This window comes from Sediminibacillus sp. JSM 1682029, from assembly GCF_041366435.1.
Classification (GTDB): domain Bacteria; phylum Bacillota; class Bacilli; order Bacillales; family Amphibacillaceae; genus Sediminibacillus; species Sediminibacillus terrae.
On the sequence record NZ_JBEWYY010000013.1, the window covers coordinates 78594 to 95140 of the forward strand.

Genomic DNA, 16547 nt, shown 5'->3' on the forward strand with positions numbered 1-16547 from the left:
AATGCCTACTTTATTGCCTGTCCCCGGTTTTTATCCCATTTTATCAAAAACAACCGGGAATGCCGACTGAAAGCTGAACCAATATATGGGTATTCGCATACAATTAAAAGACATTCAACTAGACAGGGGAGTTGTGAACATGGATAAAACGTTAGCCTGGCATGAGTCACTTGAATTGCATGAAATCACAGCCTTTAATTCTATCGGCCTGATGAAATTGAAAACGACACTGCCCAAAATTAAAAGTCAGGAATTGAAAGCATTGTATCAGAACGCGATCAAACTTATGGAAGCCGGTTTGGAGGAACTGCTTGCATTTTATCCGCTAACACCAAGAGAGGAAGAGGAAGAGGAAGAAAGAAAACAAGTGGACGAAACATTGTTTCAAGGAGACTTGCTGGTTTTATCTAAAACCGCAGTACGGAACTATAGTATCGCTATTACGGAAACAGCGACACCGGCTTTGAAAAAGGTGCTGGTCAATCAATTGAATAAGATGATTCAACTCCATGACGATGTTTTCCAATTCATGTATAAACAAGGAAACTACCCGGCTTATGATTTAAAGAAGCTGTTTAAGCATGACATGGAGCTGGCGAAAAAGGCACTAAGCCTGTAACGCTTGCCGTCACGTGTTAAGAAGTCCAGACTCAATAGCCTGGACTTCTTGGTTTTTCTATTTTTTTAAACAGCTTTTGTGTTCAGTTTCACTTCGATGTTTCCTCGGGTAGCCTTCGAATACGGGCATACTTTGTGGGCCTGTTCAACCAGTTTTTCGGCTTCATCCTGGGATACGCCTTTAATCTCAGCGTTTAGGGTGACACCGATTTTAAAGCCGTTGTCTTCTGAATCTTTGAGGAAATCGACATCAGCTGTAATAGTGGAATCGATGTCTTTCTTTTGCTTGCCCGCCACCAAATTCAACGCTCCATCAAAGCATGCGGAATAACCGGCAGCAAATAACTGCTCAGGATTTGAACCTTTGGAGTCAGGATCGTCGGCTGGATTGACTAAATCTAAATCGATGATTCCATCATCGGATTTCACATGACCATTTCTTCCGCCTTTTGCTGTTGCATGGGCAGTAAATAATACATCACTCATCAGTAAATCATCCTCCTCGCATTTTTTGTTTCATTTTAATTTTCCTTTTTTTCGATACTTTTAAACAAGCTGACCGTTTTTCCCTTCGCATAAATTAAACGAGGCAGTAAAAACTACAAGAGAAAATCCAAAGGGGTGATGCAATTGAAACAGCCAGAAGAAAATATGGAAACCATCTCCATAGAAGATGAAGCGGGTAACCAAAAGGAATATACAGTCGATGCAGTCATCGAAATGGATAAAAAGGAATACGTTCTGTACTCTTCGGAAAATGAACTTAAAATGAAACGGATTCTTCATGAAAACGATGATGAATTTTTGCTCGATGTCTCCGAAGAGGAAATGGCTAAATTAATGGATGCGTATGATGAAGCCATTGCTGAAGATACAAAAGAAGTCCATTGACTGCGGAGGTGATAAGCTTGATGAAGGAAGATAATCTCCTGGATGCTGCAACGACAGCAATCGAAAGGGCACAGCATTGGACAGAGCGCGCCCAGACTGATCCTGCAATGTTTACTGAATCGCAAAACCACCTTGCCTATGCACAAGAACAATTGGCACTTGCCCACCAACGGTCAAGCTGGTTCAGTGAGGAAGAAAAACAGCAGCTTCAACGCGCGGACGACTTATTGCGGCTCTTGAAACAGACACAGCAATCGTTAACCCGCTGAAACAGCAAAGGTCCGGCCGTTATGCTGGCCGGAATTTTTTTGCTGCCTTTTGCTCTTATATACATCTGATCTCGCTCCGGCACTATTTCCTTAAGAGGTAATTGTCACTCTGCAATAAATTGGCCGAATACCTCGTCTCGATTCTTTTCATTCGGCGTCCCGTCCCGTATGCTTCGGGGTCGTCAGCAAAGCCAATATCATGGCGCTGCAGCCACCGATCAGTTTTCCTGCTACGACGGCAAACACCACATCCTGGTTGATGCCAGCAACAAATCCAAGGTGACCACCGAATGCAAATGCCCCACTGACAGCAAAAGCTACATTAAGGACCTTTCCCCTTGGTTCCATATATTTCAATGTGGACAACATCGGGATGATATGGGCCAAAGATGCCAGCACACCTGTCGTCGATGCCTCATCGATCCCTGCTTTGTTTCCTATACTCCGCAGCGGTTTCCCACATACTTTCCGAATAAAAGCCAGCATCGGAAATGCACCTGCCAAAAATAACGCAACGGCCCCGACAATCTGAATACCTTCATTGATCGGTGTCATATCCGGAATAATCACCAATCCTGTAAGAGATTCCGTCCCTATCGCGGCAAGACCTATGATAGCCGCTAGTTGTACGGCTTTCCCAAATAGAGAAAAAACGTACAACATTCTTTCCTTCTGCTTCCACAACCCGATGGAAATGAAAACGGCCAGCAAAACAGGAACGATTAAGTTGCGAAGAATCATCACAAAATCAAGGCCAGCAATCACGCCTCCTGCAAGACATCCCACAGGAACGGTAATCAACCCGAGCAAGATTCCTTTTGCAAAATAAGGATAATCCCGCTTTTCAATCATTCCTAATGAAACTGGGATTGTAAAAGCAATCGTCGGCCCTAGCATGGTACCCAGAAATACCCATGAAAACAATTCAGCCTCTTCAGTTTGTGACATAGCTTCGGCCAATGAATATCCTCCCATATCCAAAGCCAAAATGGTATTGGCGAAGGAAGCAGGATCAGCACCTATCAGACTATAAACCGGAAGCACCAAAGGAGTAAGCAACTTGGCAAGCACAGGCGCCAAAGAAATAATGCCAACCATGGCCAAAGCAATGGTGCCCATGGCCTGAAACCCTTCGCCGAAACGTTCCCCGAGCCCCAGTTTATTGCCAATGCATTTGTCGACGGCCCCCAAGACAAAGAACACCGCCACTATGTAAATGATCAGTTCGTTTATCCCCATATACATCACCAGCTTTTTTCATTTGTCCATTCATTTTATCAACAGTTTGTCCACTACTTCCAGTCATGTCTGACTTGTTGATGATTTTCTGTGCTAACTCTTCTTTCAGATGAATAGACTGTACAAGCTATCCATAAGGGAGAGAGATAAAGTGGGGATTTTTTTTAGCTATGTATTTTTGGGGCTTTCTCTAGCTGCTCCGATTGGACCAATCAACGCTGCACAATTGGACAAGGGGATCAAAAGCGGTTTTTTCCACGCATGGTTGATAGGACTCGGTTCTTTAGCAGCAGACATATTGTACATGTTGACCGTTTATTTCGGCATCGTACATTTTTTGGAAACCCCGTTCATGAAAACGTTCCTTTGGTCGTTCGGCTGTTTTGTCTTGCTATACACCGGCTTTGAAAGCGTGCTGAGTGCCCGGAAATTATCCGGAGAACAATACCGAAACGAAGAAAATGCTGCGTCCAAGACCTTTTTCACCGGGTTCTTCTTAGCACTCTCCAATCCCCTTACCATTTTGTTCTGGTTGGGTATCTATGGTTCCGTATTAGCAAAAACAGCCGCCCAGTATGACGCTTCCCATTTAGTATTATATAGCAGTGCAGTGATCCTTGGCTTGATCATCTGGGACATTACGATGGCCCTCGTGGCCAGCAGTTTCCGTCGCTTCCTGACCGATAGGGTGTTAATTATCATCTCCGTCCTGTCCGGGCTTTCCCTGATTTGTTTCGGAATTTATTTCGGCTGGCAGGCGGCAGCATTGTTGTTTCCTTTGCAATAAACAAATAATGACAGTCACCCATTTCCGCTATCGGTAATAGATTATCAGGGAAAGGGTGACGACCATGACACTTTATACAAGCGACGACCTACTCATGCAGCCGGAAGGCATTAGCAAATCTCACTTTTCCAACTACCAGGCATTCCTGGAAAAATTGGCGGACAAACGCGACAGGTTCCCTTGTATTCCTGCCGTACAAGGGGCCTCTTTGAAGCATTTTCGGTTTGGATTCCTGCCTCGGCCCACTGATGGCAAAACAGTGGAAGCAATGGCAGACCTGCTTGCACAGTACAGTCATTCCTATAAAGCATTCGGCCGTTACACTTCCCTCATCCTATTCTTTGAATACGATGAGGAACGTTCGGTTGCCGACCATGAATATTTGTTTTGGCAGCTGTTGACCACTCTTCATGACAGCGACTCCTTCGATTGGCCGGCTGAAATTCCTGTTCATCCATCTGATCCCCTTTGGGAATTCTGCTTTCATGGTGAACGGTATTTCATTTATACGGCAACACCCGCCCATAAAAGGCGCAGAAGCCGCAGTTCCCCTTGTTTTCTACTGGCATTTACACCAAGATGGGCATTCGAAAGATTTATGAGCCAGCCATACGCCTTGTCCATAAAAGAAAAAATAAGGCAACGATTAACTGCCTATGATGATCTGCCTCCCCATCCAGATTTGAATACTTATGGCCAGGGGGATAACTTTGAAGCGAAGCAGTATTTTTTGAGGGAAGATCAAACCTCCAGTCAAAGCTGTCCATTCCATCCGAAGCAACGTTAGTCCCGAATGGATTCAATTAGCTTAGCCAGTTCACCCACCGCTTTTTCCAATGCTTTGATTCGTTTTTCAAAACGATGAAGCAAATAGACAGTGATTGCGATAGGGAAGCCCAGATTGCTAATCAACTGGATAAAAGTCAGATTTTCAAACATAGCAGTCACTCAACCCCTTCCCGGTTTACACCATAAGTAGCATAACGGTATCTTTGATACCGTTATGCTACTTTATATGAAAGGGATTCAGCTCACGTAAAGGACAACCACCAACATGTATGAAAAATCCACACTTTCTTAAAGAAAAACGTAAAAGCAACAGCCGGCGAGCTTTTGCTAAATTCAATCGAAGTTTAAAACAAAATATAACCGAACGAATTCGATTTATCGTCCGGTTTTTGATTTAGTCGTCATGCTTTTTTCCCGTGCTCCCATTTCTTTTTCATGGATAAAGTGATCAAACCAATCAGGATTAAAAATCCCAAGCTGATAAAAAAGCCCGGTCTGCTGGATTTATCGAACAATGTTCCCGATACGGCCAAAAGAATCAGCAGTAATCCAATATACCTTTTCGCCATTTGCATCCCAGAAGGGTTCATTACCTTTTTATAAGAGAATAGAATAAACAGCCAGGTATAGAGCAGCATCAAGCCCGCCGCTGTGGTGAAATACTCATAAATTTTTTCCGGCAATAGTAAAGAAACAATTATCGACAAAATCAGTCCGCTGGTTGTAAGGGATAAAGCCCGAAACGGAATCTCCCTTTTTCCAGTCTTTTTGGTGAAAAGTTTCGGTGCATCCCCGTCTTTCGCCAAACTGACAATGATGGTGGTAATTGCGTATAAAGAAGCAACCATCGTGGAAAAACCAGCAATAATTAACGCTCCATTGAACACATGGGGAACAAAAGCAATATGGTATTTATCCAACGCCAGAATAAAGGGACTTTCATCCGTGGAGAATTTATTCCAGGCCACCAGATGCAGCGCCAGCCATAAGGAGGCTATATAAATGACCGTCAAGGATAACAGCATGATTTTACCCGACTTTGGGGCCTCCCGAGGTTCTTTCAGCTCGTTAGCCATTATTCCCATAACTTCGATACCTCCAAAAGCATAAAAAGCAAAAATCAATGCTGTCCAAAACCCGACCAAGCCATTCGGGAACAATTCTTGAAAACCAAAAGCGAAAGACGGAGCCTCTTTCTGGCCATTGAGCATACCAGAAACCGCCAGTATGGCTATGATGATAAACATCAATATCGCTGCAACCTTTACTACAGCAAATATGTTTTCAAACCGTTCAAATCCACTCACCCCGGTAAGGATCACGATCAGGCCCAACAGGCCGAATATCGAAGCAAGAATCCACAATGGCATCTTCGGAAACCAGAATTGCGAGAAAATCCCTAATGCCGTCAGCTGACTTCCCATAATCAGCATTTCCGAAGACCAATATACCCAGCCATTGCTGAAGCCGGCCCAATGACCATAAGCCTTTTTGGCATAAGAACGGAAGGAACCTTCTGCCGGATGCTCCGCAGTCATTCTGGCAAGTGCATCAAAAACGACATATGTACCCGCCGCTGCCAAAATGAATGCAAACAAAACCGATGGTCCGGTTTGCCTAATGGCAATACTCGATCCCAAAAAATAACCGGTACCGATGATACACCCGATACCAATCATGGAAAGCTGCCACCATCTTATTTTTTTCTGGCTTTTCCCCTGCTTTTTCATCTTTATCCCTCCAGCTTCAGTCGAACTTATTGTTTCAGTGAACTAGAGGATTTATACAGGGAAACGACTGGATGATTTTTAATGAATACCCAATACTAGGGGCTTTCCCGCAACATTTAAAAAGCTGGCGGAAACAATAAACTGTTTCCGCCAGCTTTAAGAACAACAAACTCATTTTATAGTATCTCCTACGGACATCGGAAGTTCGGCGAAAAGCGCCACTTTGCGCGGCAAAGCCGAACCACCCCCGTTGCGGGGGCGCACTTCTACCGCCGCTCACCGGTCGCTTCCGCTTTTCTTTGTCCAGCTACAGCTTCCAGCGGCTCATGAACTTCCCTCGCCTCCGTACGATAAAGAAGACTTGCCAACTGGTGAAACCAGAGGCTTAGTCGCCCTTATACCCTTGGGTGAAAGTCAATATCAATTCGCGTTTTAATCGGAGGGCCGACTAACTTCGGGCTTTGCGCCCAACGTCGGCATACCCCTTTTGCAGGGGGATATTCCCTTTATCTCGTACGGACATCGGAAGTTTAGCGAAAAGCGCCGCTTTGCGTGGCAAAGCCGAACCACCCCCGTTGCGGGGGCGCACTTCTATCGCCGCTCACCGGTCGCTTCCGCTTTTCTTTCTTGCTCGGCTCTTTCTTGGGCTGGGGTGGTGCCTTTGATGAAAAAGCTTAAAGCCAAGCCAATAATGGATAAGGCGGTTGCTACCCAGAATGAAACGTTTACGCCATGGATCAGGTCGCCGGCTGTGGCATCGGGGTCGCTATCCAATGCGGCACTTGTCATCACGGTAACGAGGATGGCTGTTCCAATTGAAGCCGCCACTTGCCGCATGGTATTGTTCATAGCTGTCCCGTGAGGAATAAGTTTCAATGGCAGCTGGTTGAGTCCTGCTGTGGTTACTGGCATCATGACCATAGACATGCCAAGCATGCGGATGCCGAATACTACTGTTAAGTAAAGCAACGAAGTTTCTGTCGACAAATTGGTAAACAAAAAGGTCGTAATCGTCATGATGGTCAACCCGGATATTGCCAGCCAGCGGGCGCCGATCCGATCGAAAATTCTGCCAGTGATTGGTGACATTGCGCCCATCAACAAGGCTCCTGGCATGATCATTACTCCTGATTCCAGAGCGCTGAAATCGAGCATGTTTTGCATATAGATCGGCAAAATAGTCTCAGAGCCGATCAGGCTCATAAACACAATCATTCCGATGATTGTCGTGATGGTAAACGTTTTATACTTAAACACCCGGAATTCCAAAATCGGCTGCGCCAGTTTGAATTGTCTGATGATGAAAATCGACAAAGCTACTGCACCGACGATAAGAGAAGCAACGACTTGAATGCTGTCCCAGCCGCTGTTGCCAGCGCTGCTGAATCCATACAACAATCCGCCAAAGCCCAAAGAAGATAAAATGATCGAAATGATGTCCACTTTTGGATGGGTGAGTTCATTGACGTTTTTCAAGGCAAAGTAAGCAATGACTATATCGATGATGGCAATCGGCAGGATGATGAAAAACATGACCCGCCATGGATAGCTTTCTACAATATATCCTGATAAAGTCGGACCAATCGCAGGTGCAAAAGAAATGACAAGTCCGACATTGCCCATCGCAGCACCGCGCTTCTCAATCGGAAAAATTGTCAAGAATACAGTCATCATTAAAGGAAGCATGATTCCCGCCCCGGCGGCTTGAACGACACGTCCTACCATCAGAATGAAGTAGGATGGGGCAATGCCGCATATCAAGGTGCCAACAGCAAAGCAGGTCATCGCGGTGATAAAAAGCTTTCTCGTTGTAAAGGTTTCAATTAAAAACGCAGTGATCGGAATCATGATTCCATTCACAAGCATGAAAATCGTTGTCAGCCACTGAGCGGTGTTTTCCGAAATATGAAAATCTCCCATAATATGCGGGATTGCTGTGGCCATCAGTGTTTGATTCAATATCGCCACAAACGCTCCTGCAAGAAGGACCGCCACTATCGGAAACCGATTCTGCACTTGCTCCGGTTGTGCTTCTGCCATGCTGTCATCTCCTTTATTCGGGAATTAGAGCAGTCTTTCCATTTTTTCCAGTGTCCCTGTTGCAGCCGCGTGTTGTTTTATGTAAGAGAGTAAAGCCTGCAGTAAAAACTCCCGCGGCTTTTCTTCTTTTATTTCCTGCTCCATTAGATTGATTGCATCATATAGTCCGTCTCGCTCCTGCTTGGGCAGTGGAGCGATTTCTTCCTTTAATTGGCTGAACAATTTTTCAAGCTGCTCATGCCGCTCAAAAGGCTCTAAATCAAACTGGTATGTTTCGTATTCCTGCATTACTTCCTTTGTAAGCACCGCTTGCTTATCGATGTGCTTTTCGACGGCTGCATCGAGCGTATCGACAATATACTCGGCGACCTGGTGCAGGTTCACCGGCTTTTGTTCCTGGACCGTCAGTTGGATAAATTCCTTGATGATTCCCTGCAGCGTCACGGTCAGATCCCAAATAACCGGTTCAGTTTTCTCCTGATAAGCATCCACTAACAGTTTTTTATGCCAGCTGAGCATTGCTGCTCTAGTCCGTTTGCTCAAAGCAAGTATTTCTTTGTTGTTCTCCTTTGGGAGCGACTTATACAATATATTGAAAAAGTCTTTATTCTCAAACATTCCCTCTAGCTCAATGAGAATGGACTGCTTGAATACATCCCGCGGGGCCAGTGTCTCATCAAGGTGGATTGTTCTTGCCTTCTCGAACATTCGCTTATGGTTAGACTCAAAAACCTGTATCAGCAAATCTTCTTTGGAGTCGAAAAGTTTGTATAGTAAGCCTTTCGATACACCACAGTCTTCCGCGATTTCCTGCATCGACGTAGAAAAATACCCTTTACGCGAAAAACTTTTTATTGCTGATTGGATAATTTCCATCCGTCTTTCCGACAACCTTCTCGCCTCCGTGACCAGCAAGTCATAAAAATACTCTCTGGTTTTAGTCTATGGAGCATTATAGTAAGAAAAAAGGCACAGTGTCAATTAATTGAGCCGGCTTTATGCCCATCAGGAACCTCACCTGTATTTGGTGAATAAAGTACGAAAGAATAGACTTTTGACCAGGAGGGGTAAGATGAGAAAAACATCTATCCATATTAAAGAGGACAATGAAAAACCAAAACCGGCATTCCCGCCACAACATCAACCACAGCAGCCGGGAATCGAAGGGTTGATGATTCCCCGACCCGTAGTGGAAGACCCCTGCTATCGCGGTTCCGGAAAGCTGACCGGGAAGGTCGCTATCATCACCGGTGGAGACAGCGGCATCGGAGCTGCGACAGCTATCGCTTTTGCCAAAGAAGGCGCCGACATCGCCATCGCCTACTACTCTTCCTATGAAAACGAAGATGCCTTTCGGACCGGACAGCGTATCGAAAGCCTTGGACAGCGCTGTCTGCTTATGACCGCCGACCTGCGGGAAGAGGAAAACTGTCAAGCCGTGATTGCAGAAACCATGGAAACTTTCGGAAAATTGGATGTACTCGTGAATAATCATGCGGTGCAATTTCCTCAAGACAGTCTGCTTGAAATATCCTCCGAACAATTCGACGATACGTTCAAGACCAATATTTATTCCTTTTTCTATCTGACCAAGGCAGCTCTTCCTTATTTAAAAAAGTCGAGCGCCATTATTAATACTGCTTCTGTCGTGGCATACGAAGGAAATGAGAAATTGATCGACTACTCTGCCACCAAAGGGGCGATTGTCGGGTTTACCCGTGCCTTGTCCCAAAATCTGGCCGGCATACCGATCCGGGTGAACGCGGTGGCTCCCGGTCCAATTTGGACACCTTTGATTCCATCCAGCTTTTCCGCTGAATTTGTTACCACCTTCGGACAGGACGTCCCTTTCAAACGCGCCGGTCAACCTTATGAGCTTGCGCCAGCATATGTTTACCTTGCTTCAGAAGATTCTTCCTATGTGTCAGGCCAGGTCATCCACGTCAATGGCGGGACCATGGTAAGCTCCTAATCCTGCATGATGGAACGACAGCCTCCTTGATTGTATATTTCTTTACAATGATTTTTGAATTCGTCATTATTAGAGAAAGGAGGCTGATAATATGGATAACTTTACATATTACAATCCAACTAAACTTATATTCGGTAAAGGACAGTTGGAAAAATTAAAAGAAGAAGTGCCGCAATACGGTAAAAAAGTATTGATGGTCTATGGCGGCGGGAGCATTAAACGGAACGGACTGTACGATGATGTAAAAAACACTCTGGCCGAAATCAATGCGGAAGTCTTCGAACTATCCGGTGTCGAGCCTAACCCACGTGTATCTACTGCCCGTAAAGGGATTGAAATTTGTAAAAAAGAAGGAATCGACTTCCTTTTGGCTGTCGGCGGTGGAAGTACAATTGACTGTACCAAAGCGATCGCCGCTGGCGCGAAATATGACGGCGATGTCTGGGAGATCGTAACCAAGCAAGCGGCGGCTACAGATGCCCTTCCATTCGGAACGGTTCTGACATTGGCAGCTACAGGATCGGAAATGAACGCCGGTTCGGTTATCACCAATTGGGAAACCAATGAAAAATACGGATGGGGAAGCCCTTATACGTTCCCTAAATTCTCGATATTGGATCCTGTCAATACGTTTTCGGTCCCTCGCGATCAGACCATTTACGGCATCGTGGACATGATGTCCCATGCGTTGGAGCATTATTTCCACAAAGAAAGCAATACCCTGCTCCAGGATCGCATGGTGGAATCGCTGCTGTTGACCGTGATGGAAACAGCTCCAAAATTGCTTGACAATCTGGAAAGCTATGAGCACCGGGCAACGATATTATATAACGGAACCATGGCGCTTAACGGGGTTGTCAACATGGGGTACCGGGGTGACTGGGCTACACATAACCTAGAGCACGCTGTATCGGCTGTTCATGATATCCCTCACGGAGGCGGCCTTGCTATCATCTTCCCTAACTGGATGAAGCACACGATCGATGAGGATCCTAGCCGCTTCAAGCAGTTAGCCGTACGAGTATTCGGCGTCGATCCGGAAGGAAAGTCCGAACGGGAAGTAGGTCTGGAAGGAATCGAAAAACTGCGCGCATTCTGGAATAGCATTGATGCACCTTCCCGTTTGTCCGACTATGATATCAAGGAAGACAGCATCGAATTAATGGCAGAAAAAACCGTGACTGCCAATAGCGAATACGGCAACTTCAAAAAACTCAACAAACAGGATTCCTTGGAAATTCTGAAAGCCAGTCTGTAAGAAGATACGAGGCCGGGACAAAAACATGGCCACAAAAGCAAAAACCGAGCGAATTTGAACGATCAATCAAATTCGCTCGGTTTTTACTATTTGTGTTCCTTAGATAGACTTCTTATTATCCTGTTATTTAAAGAGTGCTCCGTATGCTACGGCAAGTTTCCAGGTCTGATTTTTATATGAGCAAGACAAAATAAATAGAACCGTATTCTTCTAGGTGACTGTTAGGGTTCTAAACAATGTCGAATACGGAAGTCAGCACGGAAGGTTTTTATTTAGAAATTTGAACTCGCGAACCAACACCATAAAAATAAAAAAGAAGGACTCCTCTTTCCAAACGGTATGGTTTAGCTTTCTTCCTGTAACGGTATGAGAAAATACAGAAATCAGTTAGGAGTGAACACCGCTCATTTGCGAATACTTCCAAAAGGATTTTTCTATACCAAGTCAGCTGAAGCCGTGCCCGCGGAAAGCGAAGTACCTTGTCGAGGTGGAGCGTTGCTCTTTTTAAAAGGGAAAGTTAGAACGGTTTACTTTTTCTAACAAAAAACCGAACGAATGATGGAATGATTCAGTTCTTGTTTTGTTCACGATACATTTGTCCCAGCCTCTATTTTTGGATTTCTCCTACAGTCTCGAATGGATAGTAGTGTACCTTCTTGCTTTTAGCATAGTGGACAAGCGGGGACTCGGATAAATACTGCTTTGAAAGAAATGGAACCAAGTCATCCATCTCCACCTCCGCTTCCGCTTCCTGTAACTCCCACGGTGAGTGATTGATCGGTCCCTTCAACACCTTGTCCCCCTTTATATTAAACAGACAGTAGCGTTCGGCCAGCCAATGGGTCAAGGACCCCACTCGTGCGCGGGAGGTTTGGGAAGTCGGTCGGTAACGTGCAAAAAAACGTGCAGAGGGTTCATCTTTTTGAACACGCTGACTATGAAAAACTACTTCCTTCTCTTTCCTGTTCCTCCTCATGGACATCTTAGCTTTCATATAAGGCAATGAAAACACGGTTCTCGCCCCTGCCACAGCAGCGTTGCTATCTGCATCAAAGGAAAAGAAGTACACACCCGGTTCTCCTTTATAGCGGATATACGTTCGCACATTCAGCTCTAAAAAGGAAGATACTAAGGGAAGAACACCAGGCATTCCGCGAAAACGATTTTTGTTACCAAGGAAAGGCACGATACTGATCCATGCATCTCCGTTGAATGTTTCCAGTTCAAACGGCTCTGGAACGTGCGGCCGCAATGCCTCATAAGGAACCGGCCAATGCATGAATAGCAAGTCTTCCCAGCGCTGCTCTGCGACCCACGGCCATTTTGCTCGTTCAGTCATCATTTTCCCTCCATTCTTCCATAGTCTTTAACCTTTCCCGATTATGCCGAAACACTTTTTAAACCGGTCTGATATTTTTTCTGAAAAAAGACCGCCAGCGTGCTGTTTTGATATACAAATCAGCTGCTTAGACGGTCCATGGCTTTTGTTCCGATCATCCAGTCCGGTTATCCTGTTCATTCGCTTCCTTTTGTTGTTCCATCTCATTCCTTTGATGTTCTGCCAAGTCATCCGGATGCGGATCTACTTGATGTTTATAAGCATACCCTTTTGAAGTGGTCAGCAAAGATAATCCGATGATCAGGGCCACCACGATCACGCAAATAATGGATACCATTATCATCATAGTCCGTTTTACTCCTAACATTTAATGTTTTCGCATCATAGTATACCACCGTTTCCCTTCTCCGCCTATAATAGTTCTTCGGAATTAAAGGCAATAATTTGTTTAGGCTGCCGGAATAATAGGTATCATAACAAATACATGGATAAACCAAAGGAGTGACAAAAGAATGGAACAACATCAAATTAAAGATAAAGCAACCAGTATCCTGGATAGTAATTTGATCGGAACGATGGCTACAGTCAAAGAGGACAAACCATTTTCACGCTATATGACCTTTTTCAATGATGATTTCACGTTGTATACTGCCACCGACAAGGAGACTCATAAAGTAGATGACATTGATAAAAACAACCGGGTCCACATCCTGCTTGGATATAAAGGAGAGGGGCTGGAAGATGCCTACTTGGAGATTGAAGGCACAGCAGCGATCAAAGAGTCGAATGACATCAAGAAAAAATTATGGAACGATAAATTGGAAGCATGGTTTGAAGGGCCGGATGATCCTGAGTATGTTGTGCTGGAAATCAAGCCCATTGAAATCCGATTGATGAATACCAAGGAAGGCAGTCCGCAACTATTGGAATTGTAGCCGTCTAAATTGTTTTTTGGTGAATCCAACGACCCCTTATCCAAAGTTGGACAAGGGGGCATTTGTTTTTCCACCATAACCTTCCTTTTACTTGAGCAGGATGGTCTTGTTTTATTCGTCTTCAACATAATGGGATAGGCATGGTTCGGTTATTTTTATGGCTTCAATACCACTTTAATATTCCCGTCGGTCTTCTCATCAAAGATTTTATAGGCATCGGCCGCATCCTTCAAGTCCATTCGATGAGTGATAATATCGGTTGGATTGACATAGCCATTTTCCACCATATTGTACAATTCAGGCATTAAATGAATCACTGGAGCTTGTCCCATTTTCAACGAGACATTGCGAGAGAAAAAATCCCCGAGCGGAAAATCATTTGCATTGCTGCCGTAAACCCCGGTAAGCTGGACTGTACCAAATTTACGGACAGCCTGCGAAGCTGTGACGATCGGACGAATAGTTCCAACTTGATTGTCCTGATCAGAGCCAAACGACTCTCCTTTAGGAACTGTCCCGTCCATACCGACACAATCGATAACGACGTCAGCGCCGCCCTTGGTTTTTTCATTAAGCAAAGAACCAAGCTCACTGTTATTGCTGAAGTCGTATGTTTCGACGTTGTTGACTCTTTTGGCATGTTCCAGACGATGTGGTACCTGATCTACACCAATCACCCGATCAGCACCTTTCAGCCAGGCAAACTTCTGAGTCATCAGTCCGATTGGTCCACATCCCAAAACGACTACCGTATCGCCGGATTTCACTCCACTGTGTTCGACGCTCCAATAAGAAGTTGGAATGACGTCAGACAAAAACAGTACGCTTTCGTCATCCAGTTCACTGTTTTCTGGAACTTTGAAAGAAGTAAAGTCCGCATAAGGCACACGTAAGTATTCAGCTTGGCCGCCTGGATAATTTCCGAACTGTTCAGAGTAACCAAATAGCGCGCCGGCATCTCCATGTGGATTGGAATTATCACACTGACTCTCCATCTGGTTTTTACAATAAAAGCATTCACCACAGCCAATATTAAATGGAATGACGACACGATCGCCCTTTTTTAAATTGTTCACTTGGGAACCGACTTCCTCCACAATTCCCATCGGCTCATGACCGATGACATAATCTTCTCCTAACGGGATACTTCCCTTCATTAAGTGCAAGTCAGATCCACAAATACCCGTGGCTGTTATCCTTACAATGATATCTGTATTTTCATGAATCCTCGGGTCCTCTACCTGTTTAACTTGGATATTATCCTTTCCCTGAAAGGTTACAGCTTGCATCGATTAACACTCCCTTTCTATTTACACTACTAATTGCCACACAACCTCCGTTCTAAACCTGATGAGGAAAGAGAGAATCAGGAAGAGGGTCCAGGAAGAGGGTCAGTCCCTCCCTTTGATAATTCAGGCTAAACACCCTGGTAAATTCCCCGGTAGGGACTGACCCTCCCGGCATAGTTTCGACATAATCCGACCTTATCGGGGACTGTCCCCTCTTCTTATAAAACCTGTCACAACAAGGTTTTCGCGATGTATAAGTCCGCTTTTGGGGTCTGTCCCTATCCAACCTCTCAAAAGGGATAATGAATGATTTTATTGAAAAAGGGACTGACCCCCCTAAGCGTGGTTAAGTGGGGTTATGATGGGGAAATGGTTAGGGTAAAGTATTTCAGGAAAGGGTGGTTGGTATATGGGTGTATTCGCTTCTAATGCGTTGCAAGGGGAGCACGCCTTGATTACTGGTGCTACTGGCGGGATTGGTTATGAAACCGCACTAGCTGCTGCGGAAATGGGAGCCAATTTGACGATAACGGGAAGAAATGAAGAGAAGTTGAAGCAATTGAAACAAACAATCAGCACGAAACAACCGGACATTCACGTGCTTGCACACCAGGCGGACATTAGCGATGAACAAGAGCTCCACAAACTTGTAGCCTCATCTCGGCAAGAAATCGGAAATATAACACTGCTCGTCAATTGTGCAGGCATCGGCGGGGGCGGGCTCGTCGAGGAGCTGGACCAGGAAGAAATGGAAAAAATCATGCACCTGAACTATACGGTGCCCGTCCTGCTTTCCCAGCAGGTATATAAACAAATGAAACCCCGGGGAAAAGGTGCAATTGTCAACGTTTCTTCGTTGTCTGGTCTAAGAGGGACTCATGGAAACACGGCATACTCTGCTTCGAAGTTTGCATTGATTGGGTTCACTCATTCTTTTTCCCTGGAGGCAATCGAGCATGGTGTGCGGGTAAACGCAGTCTGCCCGGGATATGTAGATACGAGTATGGGAAGAAACGCAATCAAGCGCAAAGGGGAAAAACAAAACCGCTCGTTTGAAGAGCAGTTAAAAATTGCCGAAGAAGGACTTCCCTCCGGCCGCATCACAAAACCTGAAGAAGTTGCCAACACTATATGCTTTTTGTTGACGGATGCAGCCCAAAACATCGTCGGTGAATCCGTTAAAATTTCCGCAGGCAGTGTCAGGCGCTAATCATTCCAGCAAAAAGCCAATCCAGTTATATCCGCACATGGCAAAAGAAAATCATGACAAAAATACGTTTGGATTTGAAATCCATGCGTATTTTTTTTCTCCCTATCGACATTAGCAACTCGCAGTTCCGTAAAAGCTAGTCAAGTAATTTTCGGTTGATAAACAAGTACACACTTCCCAA

18 protein-coding genes are annotated in these 16547 nt (G+C 45.0%); 9 read left to right on the forward strand and 9 right to left on the reverse strand.

All coding sequences use genetic code 11. From position 1 onward, the window contains the following. Positions 1-139: 139 nt before the first annotated feature. Positions 140-619, forward strand: coding sequence for a spore coat protein (locus ABVF09_RS17595; RefSeq protein WP_371069751.1), 480 nt, complete (start codon positions 140-142; stop codon positions 617-619). Between the two features lie 65 nt (positions 620-684). Here ABVF09_RS17595 and ABVF09_RS17600 read toward each other — a convergent pair whose 3' ends face one another. Continuing rightward, positions 685-1104, reverse strand: a complete 420-nt coding sequence (locus ABVF09_RS17600; protein ID WP_026571461.1) for an organic hydroperoxide resistance protein — start codon at positions 1102-1104, stop codon at positions 685-687. Between the two features lie 144 nt (positions 1105-1248). On the opposite strand from ABVF09_RS17600, the gene ABVF09_RS17605 reads away from it, so the two are divergent. After that, positions 1249-1509, forward strand: coding sequence for a hypothetical protein (locus ABVF09_RS17605; protein WP_153464965.1), 261 nt, complete (start codon positions 1249-1251; stop codon positions 1507-1509). 20 nt (positions 1510-1529) lie between these two features. Beyond that, positions 1530-1778 carry a hypothetical protein gene (locus tag ABVF09_RS17610; protein WP_026571463.1) on the forward strand — a complete coding sequence of 83 codons (249 nt, stop codon included), beginning with the start codon at positions 1530-1532 and terminating at the stop codon, positions 1776-1778. A gap of 147 nt (positions 1779-1925) precedes the next feature. On the opposite strand, the gene eutH is transcribed toward ABVF09_RS17610, so the two are convergent. Further along, positions 1926-3017 (reverse strand): ethanolamine utilization protein EutH, encoded by a 1092-nt coding sequence (gene eutH, locus ABVF09_RS17615; protein WP_371069752.1) that lies wholly within the window; start codon positions 3015-3017, stop codon positions 1926-1928. Between the two features lie 151 nt (positions 3018-3168). On the opposite strand from eutH, the gene ABVF09_RS17620 reads away from it, so the two are divergent. Further along, positions 3169-3804, forward strand: a complete 636-nt coding sequence (locus ABVF09_RS17620) for a LysE family transporter (RefSeq protein ID WP_026571465.1) — start codon at positions 3169-3171, stop codon at positions 3802-3804. 64 nt (positions 3805-3868) lie between these two features. Next, entirely contained in the window at positions 3869-4591 is a 723-nt protein-coding gene (locus ABVF09_RS17625; protein ID WP_371069753.1) for a YqcI/YcgG family protein, read from the forward strand. Here the strand turns inward: ABVF09_RS17625 and ABVF09_RS17630 are convergent. The 4 genes from ABVF09_RS17630 to ABVF09_RS17645 form a co-directional block, all read right to left on the reverse strand. Continuing rightward, positions 4588-4743 carry a YvrJ family protein gene (locus tag ABVF09_RS17630; RefSeq protein WP_081704457.1) on the reverse strand — a complete coding sequence of 52 codons (156 nt, stop codon included), beginning with the start codon at positions 4741-4743 and terminating at the stop codon, positions 4588-4590. The genes ABVF09_RS17625 and ABVF09_RS17630 overlap by 4 nt on opposite strands. Before the next feature lie 251 nt (positions 4744-4994). Further along, positions 4995-6323 carry an amino acid permease gene (locus ABVF09_RS17635; protein WP_026571467.1) on the reverse strand — a complete coding sequence of 443 codons (1329 nt, stop codon included), beginning with the start codon at positions 6321-6323 and terminating at the stop codon, positions 4995-4997. 591 nt (positions 6324-6914) lie between these two features. Further along, on the reverse strand, positions 6915-8363 hold the full coding sequence (locus tag ABVF09_RS17640) for an MDR family MFS transporter (protein WP_371069754.1): 1449 nt from the start codon (positions 8361-8363) through the stop codon (positions 6915-6917). Between the two features lie 24 nt (positions 8364-8387). After that, positions 8388-9254 carry a TetR/AcrR family transcriptional regulator gene (locus ABVF09_RS17645; protein ID WP_371069755.1) on the reverse strand — a complete coding sequence of 289 codons (867 nt, stop codon included), beginning with the start codon at positions 9252-9254 and terminating at the stop codon, positions 8388-8390. Between the two features lie 181 nt (positions 9255-9435). Between ABVF09_RS17645 and ABVF09_RS17650 the strand changes: the two genes are divergently transcribed. Both ABVF09_RS17650 and ABVF09_RS17655 read left to right on the forward strand, forming a co-directional pair. Beyond that, positions 9436-10335, forward strand: a complete 900-nt coding sequence (locus tag ABVF09_RS17650; protein WP_371069756.1) for an SDR family oxidoreductase — start codon at positions 9436-9438, stop codon at positions 10333-10335. 91 nt (positions 10336-10426) lie between these two features. Then, complete coding sequence (locus tag ABVF09_RS17655) at positions 10427-11593, forward strand: iron-containing alcohol dehydrogenase (protein ID WP_371069757.1); 1167 nt, start codon at positions 10427-10429, stop codon at positions 11591-11593. A 607-nt stretch (positions 11594-12200) separates the two neighbouring features. Here the strand turns inward: ABVF09_RS17655 and ABVF09_RS17660 are convergent. Beyond that, positions 12201-12932, reverse strand: coding sequence for a YqjF family protein (locus ABVF09_RS17660; RefSeq protein ID WP_371069758.1), 732 nt, complete (start codon positions 12930-12932; stop codon positions 12201-12203). A 154-nt stretch (positions 12933-13086) separates the two neighbouring features. After that, positions 13087-13278: a YtzI protein gene (ytzI, locus tag ABVF09_RS17665; RefSeq protein ID WP_035427266.1), complete on the reverse strand. Its 192-nt coding sequence runs from the start codon at positions 13276-13278 to the stop codon at positions 13087-13089. Between the two features lie 166 nt (positions 13279-13444). Here ytzI and ABVF09_RS17670 point away from each other — a divergent pair, with 166 nt between their 5' ends. After that, positions 13445-13867, forward strand: a complete 423-nt coding sequence (locus ABVF09_RS17670; RefSeq protein ID WP_153464953.1) for a pyridoxamine 5'-phosphate oxidase family protein — start codon at positions 13445-13447, stop codon at positions 13865-13867. 155 nt (positions 13868-14022) lie between these two features. Here the strand turns inward: ABVF09_RS17670 and ABVF09_RS17675 are convergent, their stop codons facing one another. Then, a complete protein-coding gene (locus tag ABVF09_RS17675; protein WP_153464951.1) occupies positions 14023-15156 on the reverse strand; it encodes a zinc-dependent alcohol dehydrogenase in 1134 nt (377 codons plus the stop codon). 409 nt (positions 15157-15565) lie between these two features. On the opposite strand from ABVF09_RS17675, the gene ABVF09_RS17680 reads away from it, so the two are divergent. Further along, complete coding sequence (locus tag ABVF09_RS17680) at positions 15566-16366, forward strand: SDR family NAD(P)-dependent oxidoreductase (RefSeq protein ID WP_153464949.1); 801 nt, start codon at positions 15566-15568, stop codon at positions 16364-16366. The last annotated feature ends 181 nt before the right edge of the window (positions 16367-16547 follow it).